The sequence below is a fragment of the Gordonia sp. i37 genome (assembly GCF_002043085.1).
GTDB lineage: Bacteria > Actinomycetota > Actinomycetes > Mycobacteriales > Mycobacteriaceae > Gordonia > Gordonia polyisoprenivorans.
Map to the genome: position 1 here is coordinate 1 of NZ_MVPX01000313.1, position 26,040 is coordinate 26,040.

At 68.1% G+C, this 26,040-nt stretch carries 28 protein-coding genes and 1 pseudogene; 11 read left to right on the forward strand and 18 right to left on the reverse strand.

The features are described 5' to 3' along the window. The 3 genes from B1964_RS15150 to B1964_RS15160 form a co-directional block, all read right to left on the reverse strand. Positions 1-451 (reverse strand): ATP-binding cassette domain-containing protein (locus tag B1964_RS15150; RefSeq protein ID WP_139765745.1); only part of this gene is annotated, 451 nt, incomplete at its 3' end. Continuing rightward, positions 451-2,169 (reverse strand): iron ABC transporter permease, encoded by a 1,719-nt coding sequence (locus tag B1964_RS15155; RefSeq protein ID WP_014360623.1) that lies wholly within the window; start codon positions 2,167-2,169, stop codon positions 451-453. The genes B1964_RS15155 and B1964_RS15150, both read right to left, overlap by 1 nt. Then, on the reverse strand, positions 2,145-3,161 hold the full coding sequence (locus B1964_RS15160; protein WP_210739600.1) for a thiamine ABC transporter substrate-binding protein: 1,017 nt from the start codon (positions 3,159-3,161) through the stop codon (positions 2,145-2,147). The genes B1964_RS15155 and B1964_RS15160 overlap by 25 nt, the downstream gene beginning before the upstream one ends. Positions 3,162-3,661: 500 nt before the next feature. Here B1964_RS15160 and B1964_RS15165 point away from each other — a divergent pair, with 500 nt between their 5' ends. The 4 genes from B1964_RS15165 (at position 3,662) to B1964_RS15180 (ending at position 7,676) form a co-directional block, all read left to right on the forward strand. Continuing rightward, positions 3,662-4,507, forward strand: a complete 846-nt coding sequence (locus tag B1964_RS15165; RefSeq protein WP_079930354.1) for a hypothetical protein — start codon at positions 3,662-3,664, stop codon at positions 4,505-4,507. Positions 4,508-4,708: 201 nt separating this feature from the next. Next, complete coding sequence (locus tag B1964_RS15170) at positions 4,709-5,722, forward strand: hypothetical protein (RefSeq protein WP_079930355.1); 1,014 nt, start codon at positions 4,709-4,711, stop codon at positions 5,720-5,722. Beyond that, positions 5,719-6,990: a lipase family protein gene (locus B1964_RS15175; RefSeq protein WP_079930356.1), complete on the forward strand. Its 1,272-nt coding sequence runs from the start codon at positions 5,719-5,721 to the stop codon at positions 6,988-6,990. The genes B1964_RS15170 and B1964_RS15175 overlap by 4 nt, the downstream gene beginning before the upstream one ends. Further along, a complete protein-coding gene (locus B1964_RS15180) occupies positions 6,987-7,676 on the forward strand; it encodes a lysoplasmalogenase family protein (RefSeq protein ID WP_079930357.1) in 690 nt (229 codons plus the stop codon). Before B1964_RS15175 ends, B1964_RS15180 begins: the two co-directional genes overlap by 4 nt. Positions 7,677-7,685: 9 nt before the next feature. Here the strand turns inward: B1964_RS15180 and B1964_RS15185 are convergent, their stop codons facing one another. Both B1964_RS15185 and B1964_RS15190 read right to left on the reverse strand, forming a co-directional pair. After that, the gene (locus B1964_RS15185; protein WP_079930358.1) at positions 7,686-9,173 is read right to left on the reverse strand and encodes a sugar porter family MFS transporter; all 1,488 of its coding nucleotides are present in this window, start codon (positions 9,171-9,173) and stop codon (positions 7,686-7,688) included. Positions 9,174-9,352: 179 nt separating this feature from the next. Beyond that, complete coding sequence (locus B1964_RS15190) at positions 9,353-9,826, reverse strand: hypothetical protein (RefSeq protein WP_079930359.1); 474 nt, start codon at positions 9,824-9,826, stop codon at positions 9,353-9,355. A 176-nt stretch (positions 9,827-10,002) separates the two neighbouring features. On the opposite strand from B1964_RS15190, the gene B1964_RS15195 reads away from it, so the two are divergent. Together B1964_RS15195 and B1964_RS15200 are read left to right on the forward strand one after the other, a co-directional pair. Further along, on the forward strand, positions 10,003-10,581 hold the full coding sequence (locus tag B1964_RS15195) for an HhH-GPD-type base excision DNA repair protein (RefSeq protein ID WP_079930360.1): 579 nt from the start codon (positions 10,003-10,005) through the stop codon (positions 10,579-10,581). A 19-nt stretch (positions 10,582-10,600) separates the two neighbouring features. Further along, complete coding sequence (locus tag B1964_RS15200) at positions 10,601-11,563, forward strand: hypothetical protein (RefSeq protein ID WP_006367665.1); 963 nt, start codon at positions 10,601-10,603, stop codon at positions 11,561-11,563. Between the two features lie 19 nt (positions 11,564-11,582). Here the strand turns inward: B1964_RS15200 and B1964_RS15205 are convergent, their stop codons facing one another. The 8 genes from B1964_RS15205 to B1964_RS15240 form a co-directional block, all read right to left on the reverse strand. After that, a complete protein-coding gene (locus B1964_RS15205; RefSeq protein WP_253194012.1) occupies positions 11,583-12,920 on the reverse strand; it encodes a hypothetical protein in 1,338 nt (445 codons plus the stop codon). 78 nt (positions 12,921-12,998) lie between these two features. Further along, positions 12,999-13,196, reverse strand: a complete 198-nt coding sequence (locus B1964_RS15210) for a CsbD family protein (protein WP_006367667.1) — start codon at positions 13,194-13,196, stop codon at positions 12,999-13,001. 129 nt (positions 13,197-13,325) lie between these two features. Continuing rightward, complete coding sequence (locus B1964_RS15215) at positions 13,326-13,883, reverse strand: hypothetical protein (RefSeq protein ID WP_006367668.1); 558 nt, start codon at positions 13,881-13,883, stop codon at positions 13,326-13,328. Next, positions 13,880-14,488, reverse strand: a complete 609-nt coding sequence (locus B1964_RS15220) for a DUF6286 domain-containing protein (RefSeq protein ID WP_006367669.1) — start codon at positions 14,486-14,488, stop codon at positions 13,880-13,882. The genes B1964_RS15215 and B1964_RS15220 overlap by 4 nt, the downstream gene beginning before the upstream one ends. Beyond that, positions 14,485-15,054: an Asp23/Gls24 family envelope stress response protein gene (locus B1964_RS15225; protein ID WP_079930362.1), complete on the reverse strand. Its 570-nt coding sequence runs from the start codon at positions 15,052-15,054 to the stop codon at positions 14,485-14,487. Before B1964_RS15225 ends, B1964_RS15220 begins: the two co-directional genes overlap by 4 nt. Next, on the reverse strand, positions 15,047-15,229 hold the full coding sequence (locus B1964_RS15230; RefSeq protein WP_006367671.1) for a hypothetical protein: 183 nt from the start codon (positions 15,227-15,229) through the stop codon (positions 15,047-15,049). Before B1964_RS15230 ends, B1964_RS15225 begins: the two co-directional genes overlap by 8 nt. After that, positions 15,222-15,644 (reverse strand): hypothetical protein, encoded by a 423-nt coding sequence (locus tag B1964_RS15235; protein WP_079930363.1) that lies wholly within the window; start codon positions 15,642-15,644, stop codon positions 15,222-15,224. The genes B1964_RS15230 and B1964_RS15235 overlap by 8 nt, the downstream gene beginning before the upstream one ends. Next, on the reverse strand, positions 15,641-16,147 hold the full coding sequence (locus B1964_RS15240; RefSeq protein WP_079930364.1) for an Asp23/Gls24 family envelope stress response protein: 507 nt from the start codon (positions 16,145-16,147) through the stop codon (positions 15,641-15,643). Before B1964_RS15240 ends, B1964_RS15235 begins: the two co-directional genes overlap by 4 nt. A 162-nt stretch (positions 16,148-16,309) precedes the next feature. Between B1964_RS15240 and B1964_RS15245 the strand changes: the two genes are divergently transcribed. After that, the gene (locus B1964_RS15245; RefSeq protein WP_079930372.1) at positions 16,310-17,008 is read left to right on the forward strand and encodes an RNA polymerase sigma factor; all 699 of its coding nucleotides are present in this window, start codon (positions 16,310-16,312) and stop codon (positions 17,006-17,008) included. Next, the gene (locus tag B1964_RS15250; protein ID WP_006367675.1) at positions 17,005-17,472 is read left to right on the forward strand and encodes a hypothetical protein; all 468 of its coding nucleotides are present in this window, start codon (positions 17,005-17,007) and stop codon (positions 17,470-17,472) included. The genes B1964_RS15245 and B1964_RS15250 overlap by 4 nt, the downstream gene beginning before the upstream one ends. A gap of 58 nt (positions 17,473-17,530) precedes the next feature. Here the strand turns inward: B1964_RS15250 and B1964_RS15255 are convergent, their stop codons facing one another. Next, entirely contained in the window at positions 17,531-18,703 is a 1,173-nt protein-coding gene (locus B1964_RS15255; RefSeq protein WP_006367676.1) for an acyl-CoA dehydrogenase family protein, read from the reverse strand. 479 nt (positions 18,704-19,182) lie between these two features. Between B1964_RS15255 and B1964_RS15260 the strand changes: the two genes are divergently transcribed. Beyond that, positions 19,183-20,361: an AI-2E family transporter gene (locus tag B1964_RS15260; RefSeq protein ID WP_079930366.1), complete on the forward strand. Its 1,179-nt coding sequence runs from the start codon at positions 19,183-19,185 to the stop codon at positions 20,359-20,361. Positions 20,362-20,377: 16 nt separating this feature from the next. On the opposite strand, the gene B1964_RS15265 is transcribed toward B1964_RS15260, so the two are convergent. Together B1964_RS15265 and B1964_RS15270 are read right to left on the reverse strand one after the other, a co-directional pair. Then, the gene (locus B1964_RS15265) at positions 20,378-21,193 is read right to left on the reverse strand and encodes an enoyl-CoA hydratase (RefSeq protein WP_079930367.1); all 816 of its coding nucleotides are present in this window, start codon (positions 21,191-21,193) and stop codon (positions 20,378-20,380) included. A gap of 127 nt (positions 21,194-21,320) precedes the next feature. Further along, the gene (locus B1964_RS15270; protein WP_079930368.1) at positions 21,321-23,033 is read right to left on the reverse strand and encodes an LCP family protein; all 1,713 of its coding nucleotides are present in this window, start codon (positions 23,031-23,033) and stop codon (positions 21,321-21,323) included. Between the two features lie 462 nt (positions 23,034-23,495). On the opposite strand from B1964_RS15270, the gene B1964_RS15275 reads away from it, so the two are divergent. Beyond that, positions 23,496-23,825, forward strand: coding sequence for a transglycosylase family protein (locus tag B1964_RS15275; RefSeq protein ID WP_079930369.1), 330 nt, complete (start codon positions 23,496-23,498; stop codon positions 23,823-23,825). Positions 23,826-23,990: 165 nt separating this feature from the next. On the opposite strand, the gene B1964_RS15280 is transcribed toward B1964_RS15275, so the two are convergent. After that, complete coding sequence (locus B1964_RS15280; protein WP_079930370.1) at positions 23,991-25,208, reverse strand: cation:proton antiporter; 1,218 nt, start codon at positions 25,206-25,208, stop codon at positions 23,991-23,993. Positions 25,209-25,387: 179 nt separating this feature from the next. Between B1964_RS15280 and B1964_RS15285 the strand changes: the two genes are divergently transcribed. After that, a complete protein-coding gene (locus B1964_RS15285) occupies positions 25,388-25,813 on the forward strand; it encodes an acyl-CoA thioesterase (RefSeq protein WP_202947068.1) in 426 nt (141 codons plus the stop codon). Between the two features lie 15 nt (positions 25,814-25,828). Here the strand turns inward: B1964_RS15285 and B1964_RS15290 are convergent. Next, a pseudogene (locus B1964_RS15290) lies at positions 25,829-26,040 on the reverse strand (hypothetical protein); the annotation flags it as partial.

A 26,040-nucleotide genomic window follows, 5' to 3' on the forward strand; every position in this document is an offset into this window, starting at 1 on the left:
GGGGAGCCAGCGCGCGCGCCAGCCCCACCCGCTGCGCCTGACCACCCGAGAGCGACTCGACGCGGCGTTTCTCGACGCCTGGGAGTCGTACGAGTTCGAGCATCTGGCCGACCCGAGCGGCGATGTCGGCTCTCGACCACCCCCGAACGCGCAGTCCGTAGCCGATGTTCGCGGCCACCGTGCGTCCCGGAAAAAGCTGACCGTCTTGGAAGACGACCCCGAAATCCCGCCGATGGGTGGCGATCTCGGCGAGATCGCTCCCGTCGAAACGGATCGTCCCGGCGGTCGGTCGCTCCAGTCCGGCGACCGCGCGGATCAACGTCGACTTGCCGCATCCGGAAGGCCCAAGTAGCGCGGTGACGAGTGAATCCTGGCCGCCCACAGACCAATCGAGCCCGTTGACGACCGCTTCGGCCCCATACGCGACGCTCAGTTTCTCGATCTGCAGCATCAGATCAGTGTCCCCGAGCGAGGTCGGAAGATCTCCACCGCGAGCACCGCGACAGTGGTGACGACCACCAACACCATCGATGCAGCCATCGCCGTGGCGAGTTCGGTGGCACCCGGGCGGTTGAGGGCCGATCCGATCAGGACCGGCAGGGTGGTGGTGTCGGCGCGCGCGAGAAAGCTCGTCGCACCGAACTCCCCGAGTGCCATGACGAAAGCGAAACCACCTGCGGCACCGAGCGATCGGCCGATCAGCGGCAGATCGACGGTGCGGAACACCCGCCACGGCCCGGCACCGAGGACCGCCGCGGCCTGGCGCAATCGCTCGGGTACCGATTCCAGCGCCGGGATCACGATGCGGATGACGACGGGGATCGCGATCAGCGCCTGTACGCACGGGATCACCAACGGTGAGGCGGCGATCTCGGCCGGCAGGGCGGCCAACACGATCAGGTACCCGAATCCCAGTGTGACCGCACTGATCCCCAGGGGAATCATGGCGATCGCGTTCCCCACCAGGCCGGCAACACCACGTGACCGATGCAGGGTGATCGCCGCGAGGCCACCGACCACCAACGCGATGACCATGGCCAGGATCGCGCTGAGTAGCGAATACCGCAACGTGTCCAGCGGCGTCACGCCGTTCACCGGTTCGGACAGTGCCCGATAACCGGCGAGTGTCCACGATCCGCCGACGGTCGGACGCACCGACCGGATCGCCAGCACCGCAATCGGTCCCACCAGAACCAGCACCGTCCACGCCCATGCCAGGACCACCGGTATCCATCCGATGCCGGCGATCGCCGACGGCCGACGCCGCGCGCCTGCGCCGCCGGACGCGCCACCCGGGGCGACGATCCGGGTACACAGCAACACGGCGACCACCACGACGATCTGCAGCAGCGACAGCATCACCGCCTCCGGCAGCCGGAAGTAGCCGATCGCCTGTGTGTAGATCTCGGTCTCCAGAGTCCGCAGGGCACCTCCGCCGAGGATGATGATCACCCCGAAACTGGTGGAGCAGAACAAGAACACGAGGGCGGCGGCACCACCGGCAGCGGGGGCCAGCCGCGGTGCGACCACCGACCACCAGGCCCGGGTCCGGGTCGCACCGAGCACACGGGCCGCCTCCTCGGTGCGGGTGTCCAGCGAGCGCCAGGCCGCTCCCACCACCCGCACCATGACGGCGACGTTGAGAAAAGCGTGGGCGGCGAGCACCGCGGGCCACCCGCTGCCCATCCCGAGGCCGGCGAGCGGACCGTTCAGCAGAGCCCGGAAGGCCACCCCGACCACGACCGTCGGCAGGACGAAGGGCACGGTGACGATCACCGTGAGGACCACCGATCCCGATCCCGGCAGCCGGGCGTAGAGCCACACGATCGGCGCGGCAACGACGGCTGCGACCACGGTCGACGCACCGGCCTGGCCGAGGGTGACCCAGAGCAGGTGCAACGCATGGGTGCGTTCGAGCAATGCGACCGGCGAATCACCGGCGGTCCCGACATCGATCGCCCGACGCACCAGGGCCGCCACCGGCCACAGGAAGAACACCCCGAGGAACACCATCGGGATCGCCTGCAGAGCCGGCGTGGCGATGCGTCCCGGCACGATCGCACGCCGACGTCGTATCTGCCGACCGTCACGCGGTGGCCCCGGCGGGGACGGTTCCCCGCGGGTCGTCTCGGTGGACGGATCGATCAACGACCGACCGCGGCGCGCCACTGCTCGAGCCACGACTCGCGGTTCTCGGCAACGTATTTCGGCGGCATGCTGACCGTCCACTGCGGCAACGGCGCACGCTGGGCCCAGCCGTCGGGCAACGGTGTGTTCTTCTGCACCGGATAGACATACATCGACGACGGGAGCGCCTTCTGCACGGCGGGGCTCAGCATGAAGTCGACGGCCTTGCGCGCACCGGTGACGTTCTTGGTGCCCTTGAGGATTCCGACGTACTCGACCTGACGGAAGCACCCGTCGAGAAGCGCGCTGGTGCCCGGTGTCGCCGCGGGCGACGACGCGTAGGACAACACGATCGGCTTGGGCCCCTTGCCCTCTCCGGCACTGAACTGCTGGTTGTAGGCGATCTCCCATCCGGAATCGATGGCGGCTCCACCCTTGGTCACGTCCTGCCAGTACGACTTCCAGTCGTTGCCGAACATCCCGATCGTGCTGAGCAGGAAGGCCATTCCGGGTGAGGAGGTACTCGGGTCGATGAGCGCGGCCTGCGCGGCGTAGGTGGGGTTGCGCAGATCGCGCACGCTGGTCGGCGGCTGCTGGTGGTGACTCGCGTACCACTTGTCGTCGATGTTGAGGCAGACGTCGCCACGGTCGACGGCGGTCAGTTCATTGTTCGAATCCGGCACCGCGAACTGGACGGCGCCGTCGGCGGCGGCGGGAGGGTTGTAGGACTCGAGTGCCCCGGCATCGATCGGACGGGACGCGAAGGTGTTGTCGATGCCATACACGACGTCGGCCTTGGGTGATCCGGGGGTCAGCGACACCGTCGACGCAAGGGTGCCGGCATCGCCGGACTTCACGATCTTCAGGTTCAGCCCGGTGTCGGTGCGGAAACTGTCGAGCACCGACTGCGGCAGGCTGAACGAATCGTGGGTGAGCATCACGACATCCGCCGACGACGAGGCATCGTCACCGCATGCGGTCACCAGGGTGGCGCCTGCGGCGAGGACGACGGCAGCGATCCCCACGCGCCGCAGCGACGACGCGCCGGCTCGGACGGATCTGCGCACGGACTCGCTGAAGTGACTCACGGGCTCCCCTGGACGGTGACGCGGCAATCGGGTGGACGGGCTCGGCGGGGGCACCCACCGGTCACCGGTTCTGCCGATGTCCGACGCGCGGCCGCATTGCACGCCCGCGTTGATCTAACCAGGTGACCCGCGTTGATCTAACCAGGTGATCAGTGTCCACACGAGCCCAGCCCGCGTGACACCAACAGTAACAATTGCATCAATTGCCTCACTTGTCCCAACCGTTCGGAGTTAGGCTGCCTGGACACCGCCCCACCCGAGGGGCTTAGAATGACCGGCGACGTCCGCGGTGTGCTCACTGAGCGCCGGGTCCGATTACTCGGCACGCCGCAGTGCTCGAGGGTGTCGGGGGGACGTCGGAGCCAGAGAACGCCAGCGTGGGCCGTGAATGATCTCGGCGCACACCGACTTTGATAGGACCTCGCCTCGTGCGCCTGCAAGCACCGATGAGCCGATCCCGACGCCTGATCGCCGCCACCGCGGTGGCCATCGCCACGTCGCTCGCCATCCCCGCCGTCGCCATGGCGGCACCCACCAGCCCGGCGCCGACATCGCAGACACCGAACGAGCAGACACCGAACGAGCAGACACCGACCCCGGATCAGCGCACGCTCGACTCCCTCGGAGCCTTCGCACCGGCGATCATCGGTGCGGTCACCACGCCGGGTCCGGACGGCAAGGTCAACGCCGACCTGCTGCGGCAAGCACAAACTCTCGCCGACAATCCCGCGCTGCCCCCACAGATCAAGGACATCTGGAAGCAGATCACCGATTTCCTCGGTGAGCCGGGGCGTCAGCAACTCGCCGCCCAGCGGGCCGCCGAGACCCGCGTGGCCAAGCCCGGTGACCCGGTGATCCCGCAGGGCCCGAACGCTCCGCGTATCCAGGAGTTCCTGTATCCGACACTGGGCTTCGGCTGCATGCCGGGCAACGGTAACTCCCTGGGTCGGGCTCTGGTGACCGCGGGTCCGCAGGCCGCGCCCGCGCCCGGACCCAAGAGGGGCGAGGCCGGTTACGTCTACACCAGCCTCGGCACCGGTCCGGCCGTCAACAGCCCGGTCCGCAAGCTCTGGGTGAGTTGGCTCAACATCGACAACGGCCGCACCGGCCAGCTGCAGCTCAAGCGCAACGAGAAGATCAATGTCGCGGCGGGACCGGGCACGTTCACCGGGATCGCGGCCACCGGCAAGGGCCGGATCATCTCCACCATCTACGGCGACGTCACCACCAAGACCAAGGGCCGGGTCCTCTCGTGCACGATCGCACCGACGATCGGCATCGCGATCATCTGAGCGCTCTGCTGCCACGCCAACGCCCCGGCCTCTCGGCCGGGGCGTTGGCGTTCTGACGGGCATATCCCCACGGTCGCGGGCGCATCACAACTCGGACTCGCGACTTGTCGATCCGGCAACCCTCATGCTTTCTTTTAACTTGAGCACCATCTGTCACATTCGCCCCACTGGTTGCGGGCGAGTTGCCGCCTGAGGAGAGCCATGTCCATTGCGCCACGTTCGACGTCATCGTCGTCGCAGTCTCCGCACCCGACGCCGTCGGCGCGACATCCGCACCGGCGATGGGGTCTCGGCGTGAGCGGTATCGCCCTGGCGACCGCGATCACCCTGGGCGGCGGTGCTGGACTGGCACACGCCGCACCGGCACCCGCACCGCATGCCCCGACCACCCACGCCCCCACCACGCGCGAAACGGCCACCACCTCACCCACCGACCAGATCGGTGACCTGATCAACCAGATCGAACTCGGCGCGGTCCCGCTCGACAGCGAACTCGCCGACGCCGTCCGCAAATTGAAGGCTGCCGGCGTGGATCAGATGGCGCTCAAGGCCGCCGAGGCCGTCAAGAGCAGCCTCGGCCAGATCTCCCCCGACCAGATCACCGGCCTGCTGGGGCAACTGCCGCTCGGCGGACTCTCCTCGGGAACCTCCCAGGTCTCCGCGCGCCGTGACGTCGATACGGTCGCCGACCCGCTGGCCGTGCTGCGCGCCGCCGGTATCCAGACCTTCACCCCGTCGATCGCACCGTTCTGCGCTGCGCCGACTGCCGACAACCCGCTCGGACTGGTCACCGCCGGAGCCGGCGCGGTCGCCGGGCCGTGGCCGATGAAGTCCGAGCCGACGACCCCGATCAACCAGATCCTGCAGATGATCCCGGGTGTCAAGGTCCCACCGCTGGCACCGATCAACCTGGTCCGCGACGGTCAGACCGGATACGCATTCGTGCCGGCCTCTCCGGTCACCGACGGCAAGATCCAGGTCGCCTGGTTCAACACCAGCACCCTGCAGGGCGGTTTCGCCGATCTGCAGTCACTGACCGACAACCCGCAGGCGGCACTGCTGACCAAGATGCTCCCGGCCCTCGGCGCCATTCGACTGGCGCCGGTGGACACCGGCAAGGGCACCATCCTGTCCGCGGTCTACGGCACGGCTCGCAACGGATCGCAGTCCTGCTTCTTCCTGCCCGCCGTCGGCATCGTCGACGCGACCTCATGATCACCCTGCGGCGCCGGCCCCGCTGGGTCGCCAGACGCACCCGACTCGGTACCGCCCTCGCGACCACCGCGGTGGTGCTGTCCGCGGGCATCACCAGCTCGGTGATCGGCCTGGCGCATGCCGCGCCGGGCTCCGACCCCACCACCGAGGCCACCTCGACCACCCCGTCGGCGGGTCCCTCCGCCGATGCCACCACCTCGACGGGCATGCCGTCGGCGAGCGCGGGACAGCAGGCCGGAACCGTCTACGCCAACCGACAGATCCCCGGGTCGAACCTGTTCGCCGGGGCGCGTCAGGGCAATCAGTTCACCTACTGGAGCGTCGGCGCCGACGGTGCCGCGCACCTGAGCACCGGATCGCTCTACCTGCCACCGCAGGCAGCCCCGGCCGGCGGTTACCCAATCGTGGTGTGGGCGCATGGCTCTCGCGGTCTCGCCGACACCTGCGCCCCGTCCGTTCACCCGACCGACACCGACCTCGACGCGTTGCGCACCTGGTTGCGCCGTGGCTATGCCGTGGTCGGCACCGACTACGCCGGCCTCGGAACCACGGGCACGCCACAGTATTACGACGTCGACGCGACGGCCCGGAACATCGTCGACGCGGTCCGCGCCGGCCGGGACATCTCCGATCAGCTCTCCGCCCGGTGGGCCGTCGTCGGTGAAGGGCAGGGCGCGTCGGCGGCGATCGCCCTGGCTCGTTCGGCGCCGAAACTGCAGGGCCCGAAGCTCGATTACCGTGGCAGCGCGGCAACGTCGATTCCCGCCGACTTCGCTTCTCTGCTCAGCAATCTCGGTCCCACGACGACTCTGACCGCACCGCCGGGATGGGTGTCCGACGCGCTGTACACCCTTGCCGCGATCCGCACCGCACACCCCGAGGTCGGTCTCGACGGCTACCTCAGCGACGCCGGACGTGCGTGGATGACCAAGGCGCAGAACCAATGTGTCGGCGATCTGACGCGCGAGGTGGCCGGGCTCTCGCTCGGGTCGCTGTTCAGCAGGCCGCTGGCCCAGAACTCGACGCTGACCACCATCCTGTCGTCGGCGTCGACGCTGCCGTCGAGCGGGTTCACCCGACCGGTGCTGATGACACAGACCCTGCAGGACCCGAATGTGGTTGTGCCGCTGACCCTGAAGTACATCAACGATGCCCGCACCGCGGACCGGCGCGTCTCCGGTCGCACCTACCTGACCCTCGACGAACGCCAGGCAACCTCGATGTCGGACAACGACACCCGTGACTTCGTCGCCGGCCTGATGCGGTGAGGCGCCTACCCTACGCACTGGCCGCGGGTGTCGCCGCCGTCACCGGCGCCTACGGGTCCCGACGGGCCGCCGCACTCACCAAACCGGTACCACTGGCGTTGCTGGCAGCCGAGGTCGGTCGTGGTTGGCGCACACGGACACCGGTCGACAACGCGCTACTCGGCGCTGCGGTCGTGTGCTCGGCGGCCGGTGATCGCGCAATGCTTGCCGAGGAGTTCGCGCCGACGACCCCGGAGGATCAGCGCACTCGTCTGCCCCGCGCTCATCCGTTGAGCACCAAGGATTCCCGGCTGGCGCTGGGGGCTGCACTGTTCGCCGGAGCGCAGCTGTCGTACTGCGCGCTGCTGTGGCGCCGTGGAGCGCGCCCACGGGTGCGCGAGGTCGCCCCGCGGATGCTCGCACTCGCCGAGTCGGCGGCGGTCATCGGCTACCACCGACCCCGACTGCTGTCGGTCCTCGGGCCCTACGGCAACACGCTGGCGAGCATGTCGGCGCTCGCCGCTTCCGCACCCACCGGGCAACCCGCCCTGCGCATCGGCGGATTGTTGTTCCTCGCTTCGGATCTGAGCATCCTCAATCGCCGTCATCTGATGAGCGACCCGGCGCGGCGACGAGCCGTCGAGGTGTGGGTGCTCGCCTCGTACTTCGCCGCGCAGGCATTGCTCGTCGGGACGCTCGCCGAATAGCCGCAGGAGCTACTTGGCGCGTGCGGACTTGGCCGCGTATTTGCTTTGCAGTGCCGACAATTCGGAGTCGGCCATCGCATCCATGTCCTCGAGTTCCATACCCTTGGTCTCGCGCACCTTGAATCGGACGAAGAAGTACGACGCCGCCGCGCAGAAGGCGAAGAACCCATAGATCCACCCCAATCCGACGACCTTGCTCATCTGCGGGAACAGCATCGAGATGATGAAGTTGGCGACCCAGTTGAACGCGGTGCACACACCGAGGGCGACACCACGGATGCGGTTGGGGAACATCTCGCCGAGCATCACCCACATCACCGGACCCCACGTCGCGGCGAAGGCGACGACGAACAGATTGGCACCGACGAGGGCCAGCGGCCCCCACGGATCGGCCAGTGACGTCTTGGGTTCACCGTCGACGACGGTGGTGACCGCCTGAGTGAAGGCGACACACGCCATGACCAGTCCGATGAACATGCCGACCGAACCCCACAGCAGCAGCACCCGACGACCGATCCGGTCGACGAACAGGATCGCCACGAACGTCATACCGACGTTGATCGCCGAGGTGATGACCGAGGTGGTGAACGCGTCGTCGGTGGAGAAGCCCACCGACTGCCACAGCGTCGTCGAGTAGTAGAAGATCGCGTTGATACCCACGAACTGTTGGAAGATCGCGAGCCAGATACCCACCCACACCAGGGGATGCAGTCCGAACGAGGGTCCACGGATGTCGGCGAGCGAACTGTTGCGTTCGCGCTTGACCGTCAACCGGATCTCCTTCACCCGCTCGAGCGGGTTGGGTTCACCGGTGACCTCCTGCAGGATGCGCGCCGCCTCCTCGTCACGGTTGCGTCCGACGAGATAACGCGGGGATTCCGGGATCGACAGCGCCAGGAGGCCGTAGATGACCGCCGGGATGACGCCGACGAGGAACATCCACCGCCATGCGTCCAGTCCCCACCAGAGGTCCTTCTCGGGTCCGCCGGCCTGATTCTGTAGCAACGTGTCCGAGAGCAGCGCGGCGAAGATGCCGAGGGTGATCGCCAGCTGCTGCATCGACGCGAGGGCGCCGCGGTAGCGTGCGGGCGCGATCTCGGAGATGTACGCGGGAGCAATGACCGACGCGATACCGATGCCGAGGCCGCCCAGGATGCGCCACAGCAACAGATCCCACAACGTCTGGGTGTAAGCGGTACCGATGGCCGAGATGATGAACAACGCCGAACCGAGCAGCATCACCCGTTTGCGGCCCCAGGAGTCGGCGAGCCGACCGGCGAACCATGCACCGACCGCGCACCCGAGAAGCGCGACGGCCACTGCGAATCCGTTGACGAGGAAGCTCAGCTCGAAGGTGTCCTGGATGGAGTTGACGGCGCCGTTGATGACCGAACTGTCGAACCCGAACAGGAAGCCGCCGACCGCGGCGGCGATGGAGACGCCGATGACCTTGGCCGTGTGTTGTTCGGCGATCTCGGCGTTGTGCGCTTCTGACATGATCCGAACCCCTTCGTCCGGGCCCGATATCGGAAGGGATCGGGCTACCGCGGATTACGCTACCCCGCGAATTCGCCCGGCCCCCATGGTTTCGCCCACCCGCATGTCGCCCATGACCGAAGTGTTATCGGCCTCGGGCGCACGAGAAAGGGGTGGACCGCGCGATCTCCGAGCTGTGCCTAGGCGGTTGCCTGGCCCCGACAGCTGGAGTACTGCGAGTTGACCATCGGCACGAACGCCAGCGCACCGATCTTCTGGTTGATCGTGAAGCTCACGGGGCCGCTACCGGGGTGCAACACCACTTCCCAGCCCACCACCTGGGTTCGGGTCGGGACCCGCACCGTGCCGGTGCGTCCGGTCCGCAGATTGCGCCACGCGACCGTCACCTCGACGGTGAATTCGAGTACGCCGGGCTTGGCTCGCGAGGACCCGACGAGCGAGATCGCCGGCCCGGGCAATCCGTCGGAGGGGAAAGCGATCTGGTTGTAGACGTCCACCCACACCGGAATGCGGGGCGCGGGCCACGGATTGGCGCTGTCGCAGCGCAGCGTGGTCACGTAATTGGGTTGCGGGTCGGGCAACGCCGACGCCGTACCCGAGGCCTGGGCGGTCAGCCCGAGCACCACCGCCGCCACCGAGACGACCGCGATCACCGCCGTCCGGAAGCGCCGACCGCATCGGCCACGCAACCCAGACGTCGACGGTCTTGTCGTTGTAATCGGCGTTGTTGTAACCGGCGTTGTTGTAATCGGCGGCGTCTCCCCCGAGCGCCGAGAATCCACGGACCCACGCAGCATGGGGCTCAGTGTAGGGGCACTACCCTGGTGCCATGGCGAAACTGCAGATTGCCCAGGATCCCACCGCCGACGAATTGTTGTCGACCGATCCGTTCGCGCTGCTCACCGGGATGCTCCTGGATCAGCAGTTCCCGATGGAGCGCGCTTTCGCCGGGCCGGCGAAGATCAAGGACCGCTTCGGCTCGCTCGATCCCGAGGCGATCGCCGCCGCCGACCCCACCGAATTCGCCGACCTCTGCGCCACCCCGCCGGCGATTCACCGCTACGGTCGCTCGATGGCCGGGCGGGTTCAGGAGCTCGCCCGAACCGTGGTGGCGGAGTACGACGGTGAGACCGAACGGATCTGGACCGAGGCCACCACCGGCGCCGAGCTGTTCGCGCGGCTGCGCAAGCTCCCCGGCTTCGGTGAGCAGAAGGCCAAGATCTTCACCGCGTTGCTGGCCAAACAACTCGACGTGAGGCCGGCCGGGTGGACGAAGGTGGTCGGCGACTACGGCAAGAAGGGTTTCCGTTCGGTCGCCGATGTGACCGATGCGGATTCGCTGCTGCGGGTGCGCGAGTTCAAGAAGGCCGCCAAGGCGGCGGCCAAGGCCGAGTCCGCACAGCGCTGACGCGCGCTATCGTTCCCCCATGAACTCCCCCGACACCGGCGACGCCGGCGCGAGTGGGTCGGTGCCTCGCCGACAGTCTCCTGGTCCGATCGACGTCCGGTCCCTGATCGAGTTCCCCTTCCAGTTGGGTTTCGCGGTCACCGGTGTCACGCTCACCGCCGCGGAATCGGCGGTCAACATCGCCCGCATCACCGCCGACAGCGTGCAGCACGAGCTCAATCACGCTCTGGGGATCTCCGGTGACGAGCTCAGCGGAGCCCGGGCGCCGCTGGCGTTACTCGGTCAACTGGCCGATCTCCTCGGTCCCGATCGTCCTTTCGGCCGGATCGTCGCCGCGGGCGGACCACTCGAACGCCTTCTCAATCCCGGTGGCGTCATCGACCGCCTGACCGCCAAGGACGGATTGCTCGAAAAACTCACGGCGCCCGGCGGAATCCTCGATCAGATGTCGGAGGACGGCGGCATCCTGACGCGGTTGACCGCCAAGGACGGTCCGCTGGACCGCCTCACCCGCACCGGCGGGGTGATCGACCAGTTCACCGAGAACGAGGGCATTCTCGAACGCCTGACGTCGGAGGGCGGCATCATCGACAAGTTGACCGCACCCGACGGCGTCCTGGAAAAGGTCACCGCCGACGGCGGAATCCTCGATCGCCTCGCCGAGGACGGCGGTCTGCTCGACCAGCTCGTCGGCGAGAACGGCGCGGTCGAGCGTGCCATCGCGCCGGACGGCCCGCTCGACCGCATCACCGAACTCACCGAGGTGATCGGTCAGCTCGCACCCAATCTGCTCGCCATGCAGGACACGGTGCACGAGTTGGCCGAGACCGTCGATCTGCTCAATCAGACGGTGGCCCCGCTCGGCGGGCTCGCCGAGCGCCTGCCGAAGCGCCTGACGCGAGGCCATCGGGGCGGCAACGATTCTCCGACGTCGACGCGCGGGTCGGAGCCGGACGACGGCCCTCCCCAGATCACGTCCTGACCGACTCGTTCCGGGCAGCTCACCGTCGGAGGGCGTCGGTCAGCAACGCGAGGTAACGGTCGATATCGGGGCATCGGCGGGGTGCAGCGATCACCGAAAGCGTCACGCGCGCACCGAGACCGTGCACGCCATGGTTGAGTCCGTGCACCGGGGACAGTGCCGGGAAGCCTGCGGTGATCACGGATCTGCTGCCCCCGCCGAGCGTGAGATCGGCCGGTCCCCGATCGACGGAGGAGACCACGCTGATACCGTCGATGCGCTCCGGGAGCGGCGCCGCCCCAGCCTGACGGGCGCCGAGGATTCGGAGCGGGGCAGGAGTGGCGTGTTCGGCCCGACGGGCGGCTGCGCGTTCGGGGGTCATGTGTTCGTCACGGGCGCGGGCGATCTCGGCGGCGATCGCCGAGGCTCGACGGTCGAGGTCGGCGATGTCGGTGTGCAGGTCGATGCCGACGGTCCGGAAGTCATTGCGGGAACCGGTATTCGGGCCCGTGGTGGCCCGTCGCCGGGCGACGGTGAGGGTGATCGTCACCGGCATCGACGGGTCACCGAGGAAGCGCGGAAGTGCGTCGGAGATCGCCGTGAGGGCCCCGACGGTGACGGTGCCGCCACGGGCGGTGAGCACATCGGCGGGGACGGTCAGGGTGCGCAGTTCGCGTCCGCGACCGGGTGGCCCGTTGATCGATGTCGGCGCGACACCTGAGGTCGCCTGACCCGAACCTGTTGTCCCCGAAACCTGTCGGTGGCAGTGAAACGCGAGACCGCCCCAGAAGAGCATGCGTGCGACGTCGATGGGCATGCGGGCCACGCCGAGTGCCGCGGCGGCCGGGACGTGCACCACCGTCGTCGGCCACCGTTTGGCCAGGCACCGCGCCTGTACCTCGATCTCCTTCTCGGAGAACAGTTGTCGCGCAATGGCCGACGATCGACGGCCTTCGCCAAGCGCGTGTGCGACCTGCAGAACCGCGACGACGAGATCGCTGCCCTCGGCCACGCCCGGGGCGGGGGTGACCGCCCCGTAGAGATGTAGCCGCCACATCTGTTGCCGCGCATCGAGTTGATCCTCCATCGACTGCGCGATGTGATCGAGGCACGCCTGCCACGACAGGGGACCCTGAGTCACCCGCACCTGATCCGCGGAGACCGGAGCATGCCGCCAGTACGGCCGGTCGAGGTGGGCCGGGGCGTCGGCGACACGCAGTCGCAGATCGTCGATCGTCGCGGCTCGACGGCGCACCTGCTCGGCAACGACGTCGAGAGCCGTTCGCGGCGAAGTGAATCCGTAGACCAGGAACTGGTCACTGGGCATCGTCGACGACATCCAGTACCACATCGCGTCGACGGCACTCATCCGCTGCATCGGGCTCACCCTACCGCCGGATGCGCCGGGGCGGACATCGTCGATGACGATGCCCGCCCCGGTGTTACCGCGCGCGGCTCAGTTGCCGGTCAGCTTGTCCTTGACCTTGCCTGCGGCGTCCTTGACGCTCTCGATGCCGTCCTTGACCGCGGCCGAGGCCTGATCGGCCTTGCCCTCGCTCTTGAGGCTGTCGTCGCCGGTGACGTCGCCGCCGACTTCCTTGGCCTTGCCCTTGGCGTCTTCGACCTTGTTCGAGATCTTGTCCTCGAGTGCCATGACAGCTCCTTCTCTTGATGGTCCCGGCGCGCAGTGCGCTCGGGTCTGCCGGGGGTCCCGGCGAGTTCGTGGCGACACCGAGATGCGGTGTCGTGTCTGAAATCGTGAGTTCTGCGCTCGCGTGCGGACTCAGCGACTCGGATTCTGCAGGTGGACCAACGCCTGGACGTGGATGTCGGCCCCGTCGACCGCGCGACGAATGTTCTCCACGGCGGGCCCGAGCACCTCGGCGATCTCGTCGTAGGAGTAGCGCGGCGGTGCGGTGACGTCGATGCGGATGATGCTGCGTCCGCGATCATCGAGGGCACGCACGGTCGCCTTGTCGAACATCGTCCGTTCGGACAGTTCGTCGGCGACGGCGGCGGCGATCAGCTTGGGCGGAACCGTCAGGATTCCGTCGGCACCGCTGCCGGTCAGGGTCAGGTCGTCCACCCGACCGGGACGCGACGCCGCACCGAGCAGCGCGAACCCCCAGATCACCGCGATGACGACGACCCCGAGAAGCACAGCCCACCACCAGTTCTCCGCGGTGGTGCGGCTCGCCCAGGTGGGATCGAGATGATCGACCCAGCCGTGGATGGGGGTGATGTCGAGTTGCCAACCGATGGCACCGACACCCACCACCAGAAGTGCCAGGCCGATCACCGCGACGGTGAATCGGTGCAGGATCGCTGGACGCCGGTTCACGAGCGTGCCTCCTTGCTGCGGACCACGCGCCGGATCACCACGCGTGGAGGATGTTTCACCGGGGCCAGTGCCTCGGCAACGCGGTCGCGCATGGTCTGCTCGTCCACACCGCCCGACACGGTGACGGTGACCTTTGCCCGTCGTCGGGTGACCACGGTCGTGGCGTGCTCGACCCCGGGGACGGTGAGCAGTGCGGCACTCGCACGGCGCGCCATGTCGCCGCGGCGGGTCCACATCACCTCGAAGTCTCCGAGTGGGACGTGGGTGCGACGCCGGGGCTTGACGGCCAGCCACACCAACCACAGTCCGACGATCACGCAGATCACCGCGACCGGCCACATCCAGTCCTGCCACGTACTTCTCGTGATCCAGTCGGCGGTATTCGTCGTCCATCGGGTCCCGTCGATCCATCCGGCGTACACGATGAGATCTCGGATCCCGACGCACGCCAGGCCGAGGAACAGGAGCCCGATCAGCGACCCGACGATCGCCGCGCCCGGGTAGGCCGCCGGGGCGAAGACCTTGCCGCCGGCGAGATCCTGGTTCTCGGCGACGACCTCGGCCCGTGGCCGCGATGCGGATTCGGGTGTCGTCGATGTGGTCATGAGTGAACCCTCTCCTGCCCTGTCTCGGTGTCGGTGACCATGTCGGTGTCGGTGTCGCGCGCCTGCGACTCGCGCTTCTCGATTTCCGAGGGAGCCGGTAGTTCCACGTAGCCGTCGCGGGTGGTCGAGTCCCCGTTGTCGGTGGTGATCGTTCCCACCGTCACATCGACCCGAGAGGGCCGAATCCCGGTGAGCCGCGCCAGTTCGTCGGCGACGTGGGCGCGCACGTCCCGGCACACCTGCGCCACCGCGCACGGCCAGGTCAGCGCAACCGTGACCTCCACGAGCGGCGCGGTGTCGGACATGTCGACGCGCACCGCGGGGTAGGCCGCGCCCAGCGCACCCGGTCCGAGCAATGATCCGATCGTGTTGCTGTACTTGGTGACCCCGTCGATATCGAGTGCTGCCCGGCGGGCGATCTTGGCGCCCACACGGTCGGCGATGATCAACGCCCCCTTGGCATCCCCGGTGGCCGGGGCCGCGGTCCCGACGGCATCCGGACGCACCTTGTCGACGCCTCGCGTCACGGTGGCGCCGGTGCGCGTCGGGGTCGACGACTCAGCCACGGTTCCGGCTTCGCAGCAGCGCACCGAGATCGATGGCGCCGTCGCGTTGTAGACCCAGTGCCAGCCCGATGCCGCCGAGGACCAGCGCGAGGACGAAACCGCCGAAGCCCCCGGTAGTGACCGCGAGTGCGAGCAACAATCCCACGATCAAGCCGATAGTTGCGTTGTTACCCATTCTGATTCCCCTCTGTCGCGCCGGGTTCGTCACCGCCGGCGGGGGTGCCGCGGCGGGAAGCCGAATTCTGTTGTTCCGCCCGTTGTCCCGGGAAGCTGATGTCCTCGATGGTCACATCGACCGGCACCCCGGCGACCTCCGTGGCAACAGCCACCGCGTGCGCGGCGACGGTACGCAGGTCGTGGGAGATGTCGACGATCACGTGCACTCCGCCGCGGTCGTCGTCGAGTTGCACACCGCTGACCCGGCCGCCGGGGAGATAGGTGGCGATCTCGCCGAACATGCCGCCGTGCAGACCGGTGACCCCATCGACCGCGGTCACCGCGTCCGCGACCTGCTGCGCAAGGTCGGCGCCCGGCCCCCCGGAACGTGTGGGGAGCCGGTCACTTCCGGATTCGGCCTGCACGGCGATCACTGAACCCGAGGCGGGGTGTCGGTCTGGTCGTCGTCGTCATCGCCGAAGTTGATGTCGTGCACGGTGACGTTGACCTCGGTGACCTCGAGCCCGGTCATGGATTCGATCGCGTTGATCACGTTGCGCCGGATCGCCGCGGCCAGTTGATGAATGGCGACGCCGAAGTCGGCGACGATCGATACGTCGACGGCGGCCTGCTTCTCGCCGACCTCGACGTTGATGCCCTGGGTGGTGCTGACCGAGGTTCCGGGAATGACCTCGCGCATCTTTCCGACGACACGCTCGGCAGCGCCACCGACATCGTGGACGCCGTCGACCTCGCGGGTCGCGATGCCGGCGATCTTCGCGACGACCGCATCGGCGATCACGGTCCTGCCGCGGTCACCGGGCGCGCCACTCTCGCGGGCCAGTGCCAGGCCCTTTCCCGTGGGCTCACTGGTGTCCGTCGCGGCGGCGGCGGTGGTGGTGGTCTTGCTCTTATCGGTCACAGTTGAATCGGTCACGAGAACTCCTCTGTACTCACTCGACTACACACGGTGGACACTGTTCGCGGCATCCGCCGCACCGAGCGCGGCGAGAAGACCTCGGTGGTCTCATCGTCGTCCCGGATTGCGGCGCACGATGCCGGTATAAGGTCAGTCGTAGTGGAACCGAAATGTGCACGCGTGAATTCGAGTGAGTCCGGTCACAGCCCGGCGGCTCCGGGTCTGGCGTTGGGCGGTCTGTCCGACGACGAGTTGGCCGCGGCCGCCGCCGTCGGCGACACCGAGGCGTTCTCGGAGCTGGTCGCCCGGCTGTCCCCACCCTTGCTGCGGTATCTGCGCCGTATGGTGCCCGATTCCCAGACCGCGGAGGACCTGGCCCAGGACACGTTGCTCGATGCCTGGCGGGGGCTGCCGGACTTCGCTTTTCGCAGCAGCGTCAAGACGTGGGTCTTCGCGATCGCGCACCGCAAGACGATCGATTATCGCCGCCGTCGCCGAGACATTCCGACCGACGACGTCCAATTCGCCGACCTGGCCGCCGCCGAACCGCTACCGTCGGATGAGGCGATGCGGCAGACCCTGGTCGAGGCGCTGGGTACCGAGTTGCTCACCCTGCCGCAGAATTCCCGGGCGGTGTGGTGGCTCCGCGAGGTCGAGGGATTGTCGCTGGCCGAGATCTCGCGAATCCTGCAGATCAGCACCGGATCGGTCCGCGGACATCTGCAGCGCAGTCGCCGCTATCTCGCCACCCGGTTGGAACCCTGGCGGCCCGGTGGCCGATCGTCGGACCCGCCCAACGACCCCGGCGCCGATACCGACACCGACCCGACGCCGACACCGACACCGACACCGACACAGCAGGAAGGAGCCCAGGAGTGAGTAGCCAACTCGACGACGAACAGACCGACGCCTGGCTCGTTGCTGCCGGACGTGAACTCGACGGTGCCACCGACCGTCTCAGCGAGGACGCCAATCGCCTCGTCACCGCGATCACCGCGAATCTCGGGCGGGTGCGCCGGCCGGGCCGCCCCCTCGACACCGACACTCCCGGGGTTCAGGTCTCCGACCGGGTCCTCAAGCAGGTCCTCGCGGTGCGCATCCGCCGCACCGTGGGTCGCCTGGTGGTGCATCTGCTCGTCGACGGCGAGGACGGACGCGTCGACCGCATCCGGATCGGCCTGATCGCCCGCTACCACGACGTGCTGCCGTCGGATTCGGAGCAGGTGCGCGACATCATGACCGAGGTGCTGACCGAGTTACTCGGGCCCGAACACGCGGCGGTGGCCGCCTCCCACCTCGATGTCCGCTGGCAGGATCTGGAAACGCACGAGTGGTCGGCGTGAACCGCCGACCACTCGTCGTCACTTCCACCCGCGCCCGGGCCGGGCGGGTGAGCTGCCCTTACTCGCCCTGTGCTGCCTCGTCTTTCACCGACCTGCGGTCACCTGCGCTCCACGCATAGGGCAGATCGGCGCCGTTGAGGACATGATCTCCGATGGCGCGCAGCTTGAAGATGAGCGGGTTGTGTACCGAGATCACCCGCGCGTTGCGCCAGTGCCGGTCCAGGCGCAGCCGTTCGGAGGTGATCGACGCCCCGCCGACCTCGAACAGGGCTGACGTGGCGTCGAGCACCGTCGTGATGACCGCGTGCTGGGCGCGGGCGACGTCGAACTCGACCTCGTCGAGCAGCGCCTCGTCGGTGGCGCCCTCGTCGAGGAGCAGATCGAGCTTGCCCGCGATGTCGAGGACCAGGGTGCGCGCGGTGTAGGCAGCAGCGGCCAGGCGCCCGATGACCTGCTGCACCAACGGATCCTCGCGGGGTAGATCCGCCGCGGCGTGGGTGAAGGTGCGGGTGCGGGCACGCACCCATTCGGAGGTGTCGTCCAGCGCGCGTTGCGCGATACCCGCGAGCACCGACAACTGCACCAGCTGCAGATACGACGTCGCATACGTCCGGCCGGGGGCTCCGTATCCGGCGCCGAGCAGCCGATCAGCGGGCACCTCGACACCGGTGAACTCCGTGGTGCCGCTCGCGGTCAGCCGCTGACCGAAGCCGTCCCAGTCGTCGTGCTGGGTGACCCCGTCGGCGTCGGCGTCGACGAGAACCGAGACACGTTCTCCCCCATGATCACCTGCGACGAGGATGTGGTCGGCGTAGAGACTGCCGGTGCTGTAGTACTTGGTGCCGTCGACGCGGTATCCGCCCTCGGTGTCGGTCACCGTGGTGCGATAGCGGTCCACGGCGCCCACGCCGGGCTCGGTGATGGCGTTGCCGACGAGCGTTCCGTCGGCCACGGCCTGCAGCCACCGCTGTCGGGCGGGCGAGTCGTCGGCGAGCAGCTGATCCTCGACGAAGGACCAGTGCACCCGAAGCGCTTGGGGCAGATTGGATTCCGCCGCAGCCAGATCGATCAGCAGCCGGAACAGGGTCTGTACCGACGCCCCGTAACCACCGAATTCGACGGGGACACGCAACGCACCGAACCGGACCTGTTTGAGCCACGCGATCTCCTCGTGGGCGAGACGGCGGTCCTCCTCTCGCGCGACGGCCCCCTCGGCGATCCGGGCGAACACCGGCCCGAAGACGGCATCGAGGTCGGCGTCGGTGTACTCGCCACTTGCGGGGGTGCTTGCGGCGCTCGAGGTGCTTGCGGCGCTCGAGGTGCTTGCGGCGCTCGAGGTGCTTGCGGCACTCGAGGTGGTTGTTGCGGTCACGGTGGTCCTTCCACGGCACCGACCGCCGGTGTGCGGATGCGGCGGCCGAAGTCTTCTGGGTCTGTCCTGTCGTCTGTCCTGTCGGAGCTGCCGGTGCGGCATCGCGACACGAGGCCCCGACAGTCTCCTCCGCCGTTCCGCTGCCGCCCACACTTCTACGCAGTGCGCGCAGAAGGCGTGCGGATCGGCGTGACTCATCCCTGCCGGGTGATTTGTCCGGACTCGCGGTCGCCGAAGCACCCACAACGGGCACCACCGGACCTAGTCTTTTCGCAGAGCACGTCATCACAGGGCGCTCGGTGGTCTCCGCGCGCCGCCGGAGAAGGGGCACACCCGAAATGGCCAAAGCCCACGCACCCATGTCGTTGCGCGCGAACCCACCGGCGTGGTCGATGCCGCGCGGTGCCATCGTGCTGGTGTCGATCGCCGGCATCGTGGTGGCCGTCGCGGGTATCCGATCGGTCTCCTCCCTGGTGGCACCGATCTTCTTGGCGATGATGCTGACGGTGGCGGTGGCCCCGGCCGCGAGTTGGATGCGGCGCAAGGGTTTACCGGCCTGGCTGGCCTTCGTCACGGTCCTGGTGCTGGTGTACGGAATCCTGGTGGGACTGTTCGCCTCGCTCGCCTACTCGGTGGCGCGCCTGGCGACGATCCTGCCGAACTACAGCGACAGGTTCAACGATCTCCTCGCCTCGTTCCAGCGGTTCCTCACCTCGCACGGGGTCAGTGAACAAAAAGTGCACGACATGCTGCACAACATCGACTCCAGCAAGATCATCGGCGCGGCCACCGACATCGTGCAGTCGACCGCCGGCGTCGCCTCGTCGTTGGTCCTGATCCTGGCGCTGCTGTTGTTCATGGCCGCCGACTCGGTCGGTTTCGGGGACCGGATGGAGTATCTACGCGCCGAGCGCCCCGACATCGCGTCGGCCTTCTCCGCCTTTGCCCAGGCCACTCGCAGTTATCTGTGGGTCTCCACGCTGTTCGGTCTGATCGTGGCGGTGTTCGACAGCGTGGCGCTCGCGATCATCGGCATACCGCTGCCCATCTTGTGGGGCCTGTTGTCGTTCATCACCAACTACATCCCGAACATCGGATTCGTCATCGGCGTCATCCCGCCTGCGCTGCTCGGGCTCCTCGACGGCGGTGTGCCGACGATGCTGGTGGTCATCGTGGTCTACAGCGTGATCAACGTCGTCATCCAGTCGGTGATCCAACCGAAGTTCGTCGGCGACGCCGTCGGGCTCTCGACCACCTTGACGTTCGTGTCGTTGCTGTTCTGGGCGTGGGTCCTCGGTCCGCTCGGGGCGATCCTGGCGGTGCCGTTGACCATCATGTGCAAGGCTCTGCTGCTCGACATCGATCCGTCCACGCGATGGGTCGACGCGCTGCTCAATTCCTCTGTCCCGCAACGGGCGACGACGCCGTCCGACAAGAACGACGAGCCAGACGAGCCAGACGATCCCGATCCGGCAACGCCGCCGGAGGACGGACCAGACCCCACCGAGACGCGTTAGGAGGACTCGGAGGAGTTCACCGGTCGGTCCACACCGGCGCTCGTTTGGCCAGGAACGCCGACATCCCCTCCTGCGCATCGCAGGTCATCGCGTTGGTGGCCATCGTCTCGGCCATGAGCTCGTATGCGCGCGTCTCGGTTTCGTCGATCTGCTGATAGAAGGCACGTTTGCCGATGGCCAAGGTGGAGGCGCTCGACCCGGCGATGCGCAGCGCGAGTTCACGGACCGTCGTCGCCAGTTCGTCGGGTGACACGACGTCGTTGACCAGTCCCCAGTCAGCGGCGGTGTCGGCGTCGATGGCGTCACCGGTGAGCAGCATCTTCATCGCCCGCTTGCGCCCGATCGCACGCGTGAGCGCCACCATCGGCGTCGAGCAGAACAATCCGATGCGCACACCCGGGGTCGAGAACTTCGCGGTCGTGGCGGCCACGGCGAGATCGCAGGTCGCAACGAGCTGACAGCCGGCGGCGAAGGCCGCCCCGGCGACCTCGGCGATGACCGGACGATCGAGTTCGTGGACCGCGGCCATCATCTCCACACAGGTGTCGAAGACAGCGCGCTCGTCGTCGAGGGTGCGGTCGACGAGCTCGGACAGATCATGTCCGGCGGAGAACGCCGGCCCGTGCGCGCGGATCACGACCACCCGGACGGCGTCGTCGGAACCCAATGTCCGCAGGGCCGCGGTGACGGCGCGCATCGTCTCCGTCGACAACGGGTTGCGCCGACGCGGGCGGGTCAACGTCACGATCCCCAGTGGCGCCTCGACAACCACCTCGACCGGATCCGGCGAACCCGTGCCGACCCCTGTTGCCGGCTGTGCTGTGTGCGTCACTGTCTTCTCCTCGCTCCCACCCCGCGTAGGGCTGTACCCGAGTCCAGTGTGCCGATCACCTCGACCCGGTATCGGCATTTCCCGACGAACCCGCCACGCCCCGTCCGTGTGGGCAGGTGGCGACCGGTCAGTCGACGCAGGGAATGGTGCCCGTGTTGACCACGGCCGGGCCGCTGTCGGGCGCGGGTCCGGAGTCGTCGGCACTGGCGTCCTGGGCCCCGTCGGAGGAGTCGTCGGTGGTCGGGGTCGCCTCCGACCCGGAGTCCGACGACGACGCGCCGGCCTGCGAACCGCCGGACTGGGAGGTACCGGATGAGGACGGCGCGGGCGCGGCGACCGGTACCCCGAAGGCCCGCTGGACCTCGGCGCGGATCGCGATGGGATCGATGATGTTGACGTCTTGATCGTCGACGGTCGCGTACCGCACGACGGGCAGGGTCTGGAAGCTGATCTTCTGATCGGGCACGCCGATCATGTCCTGGGCCCAGGAGACCACATCCCAGCCCTGGGAGAAGACGACGTCGTCGTCGACGACGCTCATCAGCCGGTTCAGCTTGCCGACGTCGGTGAGCGTCCCGGCGCTCTGCACCTGATGGAGGGCGGAGAGCAGGAAGGCCTGCTGACGGTGGGTGCGGTCGAGGTCGCCGCGGGTCAGCCCGTGACGCTGGCGCACGAAGGCCAATGCCTGCGACGCCGACAGCCGATGCATGCCCGCACTGAAGTTCGCGCCCGAATAGTCGTCGGACACCGCATGATTGAGGCACACCTCGACGCCACCGAGCGCCTTGGCGACGTCGTAGAAACCGATCAGGCTGACCTCGGCGAATCGGTCGATGGGCACTCCGGTGAGGGTGCGCACCGCCTTGATCGTTGCGGTGCGGCCGGCATCGCGACCCTTCGCCTCGAGCGTGGCCGGATCGCTGATGCCCTCGTTGGCCAGTTGGTCCTCGGTCGCCGCCTTGGTGCGGCCGTACACCTCTTTGATCTTGGCCTGGGACACGTCGAGATCGGGCGTCTCGACGAGGTCGTCGCGCGGAATGGAGTAGGCGACGATGTTCTTCCGGTCGGCCGGGATGTGCATCAGGATCAGCGTATTGGTGTTGTAGCCACCCGAGTCGCCGTCACCGGCGTGCAGCTGTCGCATCACATCGTCGGGAAGATCGTTGCCGTTCTTGTCCTTTCGGGTGTCGAGCCCGATCAGCAGGATGTTCTGGGCGCCATCGGTCGACCGCGGCGCGCCCTGCAGCGCGTTGGAGTACCCGAGCCCGCCACGAAAAGTGCTGGCCCCCATCCACATCGCCCCACAGACGACGAAGGCGACAACCGAGCACACCACGACTGCCGCGCGTGCCAGTCCGATCGCGGTCCGGCGGCGCGCGGGCCGCGCGGAATCGTTCGCTGATAGTCGTGGTGCACGACGCCGTGCGGGGTCGCGTTCGACCGAGCGGCCCCGTGCGGTGCCGCTGCGGGCCGGGATGGCCCGGAATGTGCCGGCATCGGCCCCCACCGTGCCGTCGTCCGGTGTCGACGCTGCCGCCCGCTCGTGCGGCCGGGGGCGACGATCCGGTGTCGGGGTCGTCGGGATGGGTCGGGTCGGGTCCTCGGAGACCGAACGGCGGGTCGGCTGCGGCTCGATGGGGCTGACGTCGAGATCGGGGTGATCCGGCGCGTCCGGTTCCGCGGGGAAGCCCCCGACCGGCGTCCAGACCGAGGTGTCCTCGTCGGCTCGGCGCTGCGCCGCCCGGCGATACACCTCGCCCGCAGTCGGCCGATCGGGCCGTGCGGCGCGGCGACGTCCGGAGGACGCACGCGACCGACGTCGATCGAACTCGCTGGCCATCCGTTCTCCACTCGTCGTCAGGGCGCCGTTGCGCGCCGCATCGTCCCCTGGGGCCGGCGGCGTCGGCACGTAAACCGCGCAAGGCTAACCCCCCGGACTGTGAGGGGACTGAGCACGCGCTCGCCCGCCCGGTCCGACGTAGACGACGAATTGCGCATTCCGCGAGCAACTTTCGACATCAATGCCGCGAAACGGACAGCGACGCAACCGAAAACGCGTGACACGAACCACAAACTCACTGTGCGCTTGGTCACAAAACAAGGGTCCCGCCAACCCCTGGTCGAGGAGCGCGACACGCCGTGATGCGCAGGCATTTCCTGGTCACTTCACAGCGTTATCTCACCGTGATGATTTTCCCGCAGGTCGCAAGCGCGGGCGTGACCTGACCGTTATCGAGCCCGTAGGGTCGCCTCCGGTCCGAGAATCACCTGCCCACCACCGGGCGGATGAGAGGAGGAATGGATGACGACCACCATGAAGAAGCTTGCTGTGCGCGCCGGAGTGATCGGTGCCCTGGCGGTGGCCCCGTTCGGCGTGGCAACCGCGACCGCATCGGCCGACACCGGCCACAACTGGGACGCCGTCGCACAATGCGAGAGCGGCGGCAACTGGGGCATCAGCACCGGCAACGGCTACTACGGCGGCCTGCAGTTCACCCAGTCCACCTGGGAAGCCAACGGCGGCACCGGCAACCCCGCCAACGCCTCGCGCGACGAGCAGATCCGCGTCGCCGAGAACGTGCTGGCCACCCAGGGACCGGGCGCCTGGCCGGTCTGCGGTCAGTACCTCTGATCGACAACGACGCAGCACGGATCCGGTGTCTCCCGGATCCGGCCGAGGGGACGATCCATTCCATGGGTCGTCCCCTCGCTCGTCTGGCGGACGTGCTCGTCTGGCGGACGTGCTCGTCTGGCGGACGTGCTCGTCCTGACGGGCGCCGAGACGCGGCCCACAGCGTCACGACACCGCGGACGCCGCCGTGGAGTCCTTACGCGCGATCAACCGAGCAGCCAGCGGGAACACCAGCACCGTCGTGGCGCCCGCGGCCACGAGTGTGGAGGCCAGCGTCGGTGACATCAGATCGCTGCTCGTCGCGACCTGGGTGACGGCGACGATGATCGGCAGGCCGGTGGCAGCGTAGAGCGCCAGCGAGATGCGCTCGCGTCCGACGCGCAGACTTGCCTCGTGGGTCACCAGCCGCTCGCCCACCCACACCGGGACGCCGCGGGCAACGCCGATACCGACGACCAGGATCACCCACAGCATCGGCGCCGACGCCACCGCCGACGGATCGATGTTCATGCCCGAGGTCACGAAGAAGACCGGGATGAGCAGGCCGAAGCCGATGACCTCGAGGCTCTCGACCACCCGGGTGTCCTCGGGGAGCAGGCGCCGAAGGGCGATGCCGGCGGCGAAGGCACCGAGCACCACGTCGAGATCGAAGACCGCGGCCACCGCCATGAACGCCGCGAGCAGCACCACGACGACGCGCACGGGCAACTGGAAGGTGCCGCCCTCCATCTCGACGAGAGCGGCGCGCAGGGCCGGAATCCGGCCGACTCGTCGCGGGAGCGCGAACAGGACCAGGGCCGCGACGGCGAACAGGGCGAGCACGATCGCCGCTCCGCCGATGTTGCGGCTGGTCAACAGCAACGACATCGCCAGGATCGGACCGAGTTCACCGACCGCCCCGTGGGCCATCACCGCGCGTCCCAACGGCTGTTCGAGTAGCCCGTCGGCCTTGATGATCGGCAGCAACGTTCCCAATGCCGTCGAGGTCATCGCGATCGCGATCGCGACGTGTGCCGTGAAATCGCCCGGCGCCACCAGCAGTGCCACCGCGATCGTCGCGATGAGCAGACTCAGCAGCCAGATCCCGCCCGCGAGCGCACCGGGCTTGCCGCGCAGGATGTGCGGGTCGAGTTCGAATCCGGCGAGCAGGAAGAGCATGCCGAGGCCGAGCTGGCTCACCGCGGCCACCGAGTCCGGATCACCCACGGCGAGGACGTGCGGCCCGAACACCATGCCGAGAACCAGCAGCACCACCACCTCGGGGACGTAGCGGCGGGTGAGTCGGGCGACCAGCGGCGCGGCCACCGCCGCCACCGCGATCCAGAACAGGGTCACCGCGGTGCTGCGGTCGGGATCCGAGGCCGCCTCGGCAAGCACGCTCACCCGCGTTATCCTGCCGCATCGCCCTCGACGTGCCTATCATGACGCGACCACCGGCCCGCCACATCGCACCGTGAGCGCCGGCCCCGATCGCGAGGAGCGCCCCGATGACCCCGCCCGCGCAGGTGCCGTCGCCGCCCGAAGCGCACATCCATCCGGGAACCGACCGGTCGACGTTGTACATGTCGCTGCTGATGACGCCCGACCTCGCGAACTTCGCCGGAAACGTCCACGGCGGTGCTTTGCTCAAACTGCTCGATCAGGTCGCCTATGCGTGTGCGAGCCGGTATTCGCGCCACTACGCGGTCACCCTGTCGGTGGACCGCGTCATCTTTCGGGAGCCGATCCGGGTCGGTGAACTGCTGATCCTGTCGGCGTCCATCAACTACACCGGTCGGACGTCGATGGAGGTCGGCATCCGGGTCGAGACCGAGTCGATCCAGACCGGCGAGCGCCGGCACACCAACAGCTGCTATTTCACGATGGTCGCGATGGACGACGACGGCCGTCCGTGCGCGGTACCGCAGCTGGTGCCGGAAAACGACGTGCAGCGCCGGCGATTCACCGAGGCGCAGCAACGACGCGAGGCGCTGCGCTCGGCCAAGTGAGTCGCCCGGTGCGGGTCAGCTGTCGGCGGACTCCCCGGCCGCACCGCCGCGATCCTCGTCCTCGCTGCCACTGTTGTCGGCGGCGATCGCCGAACCGCCGAGCGCGCTGACCGCGATGCCGTAGGGCAAGAATCGCACCCGGCGTCGCGGATCGGTGTTGTGCTGATTGGCGCGCAGGGCGTCGATCTCGGTGGCGAATACCTGTTCCACTCGCGCATCGCCCCGAT

What these genes read in the sequence shown, in the direction of transcription:
- B1964_RS15275 (WP_079930369.1), top strand. Translation starts at nt 23,496, where the DNA reads ATGACGACCACCATGAAGAAGCTTGCTGTGCGCGCCGGAGTGATCGGT.
- B1964_RS15175 (WP_079930356.1), top strand. Translation starts at nt 5,719, where the DNA reads ATGATCACCCTGCGGCGCCGGCCCCGCTGGGTCGCCAGACGCACCCGA.
- B1964_RS15170 (WP_079930355.1), top strand. Translation starts at nt 4,709, where the DNA reads ATGTCCATTGCGCCACGTTCGACGTCATCGTCGTCGCAGTCTCCGCAC.
- B1964_RS15200 (WP_006367665.1), top strand. Translation starts at nt 10,601, where the DNA reads ATGAACTCCCCCGACACCGGCGACGCCGGCGCGAGTGGGTCGGTGCCT.
- B1964_RS15270 (WP_079930368.1), bottom strand. Translation starts at nt 23,033, where the DNA reads ATGGCCAGCGAGTTCGATCGACGTCGGTCGCGTGCGTCCTCCGGACGT.
- B1964_RS15260 (WP_079930366.1), top strand. Translation starts at nt 19,183, where the DNA reads ATGGCCAAAGCCCACGCACCCATGTCGTTGCGCGCGAACCCACCGGCG.
- B1964_RS15285 (WP_202947068.1), top strand. Translation starts at nt 25,388, where the DNA reads ATGTCGCTGCTGATGACGCCCGACCTCGCGAACTTCGCCGGAAACGTC.
- B1964_RS15195 (WP_079930360.1), top strand. Translation starts at nt 10,003, where the DNA reads ATGGCGAAACTGCAGATTGCCCAGGATCCCACCGCCGACGAATTGTTG.
- B1964_RS15205 (WP_253194012.1), bottom strand. Translation starts at nt 12,920, where the DNA reads ATGCAGCGGATGAGTGCCGTCGACGCGATGTGGTACTGGATGTCGTCG.
- B1964_RS15165 (WP_079930354.1), top strand. Translation starts at nt 3,662, where the DNA reads ATGAGCCGATCCCGACGCCTGATCGCCGCCACCGCGGTGGCCATCGCC.
- B1964_RS15220 (WP_006367669.1), bottom strand. Translation starts at nt 14,488, where the DNA reads ATGACCACATCGACGACACCCGAATCCGCATCGCGGCCACGGGCCGAG.
- B1964_RS15230 (WP_006367671.1), bottom strand. Translation starts at nt 15,229, where the DNA reads ATGGGTAACAACGCAACTATCGGCTTGATCGTGGGATTGTTGCTCGCA.
- B1964_RS15210 (WP_006367667.1), bottom strand. Translation starts at nt 13,196, where the DNA reads ATGGCACTCGAGGACAAGATCTCGAACAAGGTCGAAGACGCCAAGGGC.
- B1964_RS15185 (WP_079930358.1), bottom strand. Translation starts at nt 9,173, where the DNA reads ATGTCAGAAGCGCACAACGCCGAGATCGCCGAACAACACACGGCCAAG.